General features: G+C 68.4%; 2 protein-coding genes. Both read right to left on the bottom strand.

From position 1 onward, the window contains the following. The coding region (locus JHC79_RS02290; RefSeq protein WP_296388252.1) for an amino acid adenylation domain-containing protein at positions 1–3,578 on the bottom strand (3,578 nt) is incomplete at its 3' end. 320 nt (positions 3,579–3,898) lie between these two features. Then, positions 3,899–4,297: a hypothetical protein gene (locus JHC79_RS02285; RefSeq protein WP_296388251.1), complete on the bottom strand. Its 399-nt coding sequence runs from the start codon at positions 4,295–4,297 to the stop codon at positions 3,899–3,901. Positions 4,298–4,410: the final 113 nt, after the last annotated feature.

Raw genomic sequence — 4,410 nt, 5'->3', positions numbered from 1 at the left:
TGGTGGGCGACGATGATCAGGCGACGGGCGTGCTCGCCCTCCCAGGGGCCGGTGACGACGACGAACTCGAGGACCGATCCGGCGCCCGGGTCCAGCCGATCGGTGGCCGCCCGCGCCGCGCTCGCCATCGCCTCGGCGAACTCCGTCGTGCCCGGCGACGCGGTCACCGACGTCTCCGAGAACACCGGCGCGACAGCGTCGTCCATTGAATCGACGACATGGTGCACGGCGCCGAGGTCGTCGACCCTCAGGCGCGAACGCAGGATGTCGTGGCGCGCCCGGACCGCGTCGACCGCGGCGCGCAGCACCTCGGCCGAGAACGGCTGCGGCAGCGGCACCAGCACCGACTGGGAGAAGGCGGCGACGGCGGCCGGTACCTGGGCCATCGCGCGCACGATCGGGGTGGGGTCGACCTCGCCGACACCACCGCCCGGCAGCTCGACGAGGACGGTCGCCGCCGCGTCGTCGCGCGCCGCAGCCGCGAGCTCACCGATCGTCTTGTGCTCGAACACCTCTCGCGAGGAGAAGTGGAGACCGGCGGCCCGGGCCCGGGAAACGAGCTGGATCGACATGATGCTGTCGCCGCCGAGACCGAAGAACGAGTCGTCGAGGCCGACTCCGGTGCGGCCGAGGAGATCCTCCACCAACCCGACCACCGCACGCTCGCGATCGGTCGTGGGAGGACGGAAAACCGCTGTGTGCGCGGCGAAGTCCGGCGTGGGCAGCGCCCTGCGGTCGACCTTGCCGGTCGCGCCGAGAGGCATGGCGTCGAGCGCGACGACCGCGTCGGGAACCATGTAGCCCGGGACCGCGGCCCGCACGGCGGTGATGATGGATGCGGTGTCGATCTCGCGTCCCGTCGCGGGCACCACGTACGCCACCAGACGCTGGCCGTGTGCACTCTCGTGCACGGTCACGACGGTCTCGCGGACGGCGTCGTCGGTACGGACGGCCGCCTCGATCTCACCGAGCTCGATCCGCAGTCCGCGCACCTTGACCTGGAAATCGCTGCGCCCCAGGTACTCCAACGAACCGTCGATGGTCCACCGGACGAGGTCGCCGGTGCGGTACATGCGCTCGCCGGGCGCGCCGTGGGGGGAGGCGAGGAAGCGCCCCGACGTCTGCCGCGGATCGGCGACGTACCCGCGTGCGAGTTGGACACCGCCGAGGTAGAGCTCGCCGACAGCGCCCACGACACATGGCCGCAGAGCCCGGTCGAGCACGTACGCGCGGGTGTTCCACACCGGTGCGCCGATGGGGACGGAGTCGACGTCCTCCGGGCGGTAGCGGTGGTAGGTCACGTCGACGGCCGCCTCGGTGGGGCCGTAGAGGTTGTGGATGCCGACATCGACCAGCGACGCCAGGCGGGCGGCCGTGGTGGGCGCGAGGGCCTCGCCGCTGGCGAAGACCCGGCGCAGCGACGTCAACGACTCCGCCGAGACCGCTTCGACGAACACGGCCAGCATCGACGGCACGAAGTGGATCGTCGTCACCGCCCGGGCCGCGATGAGCGTCTGCAGGTATTCCGGATCCCGATGACCCTCGGGTGCCGCTATCGCGATCGACGCGCCGCGCTGGGTGGCCCAGAAGAACTCCCACACCGACACGTCGAACGTGACCGGGGTCTTCTGCATGACGACATCGTCTGCGGCCAAGGGGTATTGCGCCTGCATCCACTCCAGCCGGTTGACGATCGATCGGTGACTGACCGCAACACCCTTGGGACGACCGGTCGATCCGGAGGTGTAGATGACGTAGGCGGTGTTGTCCGGACGTAGCGGCAGGACTCGCTCCGCGTCGGTCACCGGCTCAGACGGGTACGCCGTCAGGTCGAGACGGTCGAGAGCCAGCACCGTGGTCTCGAGCGATTCGACCTCTGGTACCTCGAACGCATCGCGGTCGGTGGTCAGCACGACCCGGGGACGGCTGCTCTGTAGGACCGAGACAATCCGCTCGCCGGGGTTGTCGACGTCGAGAGGCACATACGCCCCGCCGGCCTCGATGACCGCGTACATGCCCACGAGCAGGTCGAACGAACGCCGCATGGCGAGTGCCACGTGGGTCTCGGGTCCGACCCCGTGTTCGATCAGCAGCCGGGCCAGACGCGCCACGCGGTCGCCGAACTCGGCGTAGGTCATCGCGTCGTCGCCGAACCACAGCGCGGTCGCGTCGGGGGTGCGCTCGGCCTGCGCTCGCCAGAGCGCGGCGAGCGTCGTGGCGGCGACGGGGTGATCGGTCGCGTTCCACACGCGGGTGACCGTGTCGATCTCGGCGGCCGATCCGACCGTGAGGGCTCCCACCGCGGTGTCCCGGTCGACGGTGAGCATCTGCTCGAGCAACTCGGTGAACCGCGCGAGGTGACGCGCCAGGTCCTCGTCGTCGTACAACCGGGGGTTGGCCTCGAGGTCGATACGCAGCCGCTTGTCCTGAGCGCCGGGATAGATGTTGATCGCCAGGTCCTCGACCGGACCGGTCGTCAGGACGTTGACGTGGCCGACGACGTCGCCGAGGTCGAGGGTCGACTGGAACATCATCAGGTTCACCGAGGGACCGAACAGTCCCCGTTCGCCGGTGCCCTGGCCGATGTCGCGCCGCATGTCCTCGTGCCGGTAGAGCTGGCGTCGCAGCGCGCCTGCGAGCCCGGTCTGGGCCGCGGTGATCAGTTCGGTGACCGTCGCCGAGTCGGACACCGCGAGCCGCAGCGGAACGACGTTCGAGACCATGCCCGCGGCGTTGCGCAGCTTGGCGGTGTTGCGGGCCGAGACCGGCAGGCTCAGGACGACATCGTCGGTGTCGGCCATGCGTCCGAGGTAGACCGCGAACGCCGCGATCACCGCGGGAGCGGAACTGCCGAGGTTGTCGCGTGCCACTTGGGCGAGGAGATCATCGACTCGTTCGGACAGTTCCTGCGAGACGACCCGCGAGAACTCACCGGGGGGTTCACGACGCGGGCTCAACGAGATGGCCGCCGGCAGCCCCGCGTTCTGCTCCGACCAGTACTCACGGTCCTTCGAGAACCGTGTCGAGGACCGATAGACCTGCTCGCCGTCGACGAGCTCGGTCAGCTTGGCGCCGCGGGCCGGGGGCAACTCGTCGCCGCGCTTCATCGCGACGTACAGCTCGGTGACACGCGCGAGCATCGCGGTCGCGCCGAAACCGTCCATGACGATGTGATGGGCCCGCCAGAACCAGAGGTGGTGGTCGGGTCCGAGCCTGATCAGGCAGGTGATGACGAGACGGTCGTCGATGATGTCGATGGGGGCGCTGTACTCGGCGCGCATCCACTCGAGCGCGCGGGCGCGCGGGTCGGGCTCGCCGGAGAAGTCGACGGTGTCGATCGAGTCGTCGGTGGCCGCATCGACGTGCTGCATCGGCATGTCACCGGTAGCGATGAGACGAAGGAACCCCGAGCCGGCCTCACGTCCGGCCATGTTCGTGGCGGCGGTGAGGACCTCGAGATCGATCGGTCCGAGCAATTCGACATACTCGGCGATATTGATCGGAATGGAGCCCAACGCCTGTTGCGCAAACCAGATACCGCGCTGAGCCGCTGAGAGCTCGAACGCGTCGGAAGGCACTTCTGCTGGAGCATCGAAGCGGCCAGCGACCAAGTTTCCTAGCTCCTATCCCGAACGAGTGCTCGCACTTGCTCCGCCAATGATTGCACGATGAATTCGTGCGGTGCGGCAGGACACGATGCTTTCATTCTGCGCCCCGGATAAGCGAATTACACGCTTATCTGTGCGGTAGATGCCCTCGGATCTGGACAGTCGCAACCAAGAGGAACGCTGTGTGAATATCGGTTAATGGACCACCGACGTTACACGATCAGGATAGGACGACGGCCGAGGCGGCGGTTGCGCGACCCGGCGTGGGACCAGCGAACTGCGGGTGTCGATCAGGCGCCGGCGAGCCGGCTGGCGATCCCTCGCAGGTCGATCTCGTTCGTGCGCAGCCCCGCGGCGGGCAGGGTCGACGGCGCGGCATCCAGTTCCGCCAGATCGGACAGCACCTTGGCGAACGTGCCGTCGATGACCGCGGCGACCGTCGCCGGGTTGCGCTCGGACGACAACGCGGGCATTCCCGCGAAGACGGCGGCGACGATGGCCGCACGGTCGTCCATCTGCTGACTGCGCGTGACCGGCACCATCAGATCGATGGCCGCGGTCAGATCGCGGTAGGTCATGGTGCGGTAGTGGTATCGGATGACCGAACGCTCCGGCGTCGTGTCGGCGATCCGTCGGACCGCCGAGACGAGGTCGGGCGTGACACCCTTACCGACCGCCTGTGCGTTCATGTGACCACCCGTGACAACCGAGCCCCCCGGCCGAACTGCTGCAAATGACATTTCTCACCCCTGTGCGTCTGGAGTCACCATACGTGTTGGGGAGAAGACTATGCGAGCAACCC

The organism is Williamsia sp. (genome assembly GCF_016462415.1).
In the GTDB taxonomy this organism is placed as follows: domain Bacteria; phylum Actinomycetota; class Actinomycetes; order Mycobacteriales; family Mycobacteriaceae; genus Williamsia_A.
This window is presented reverse-complemented; position numbering and strand designations above follow the sequence as displayed.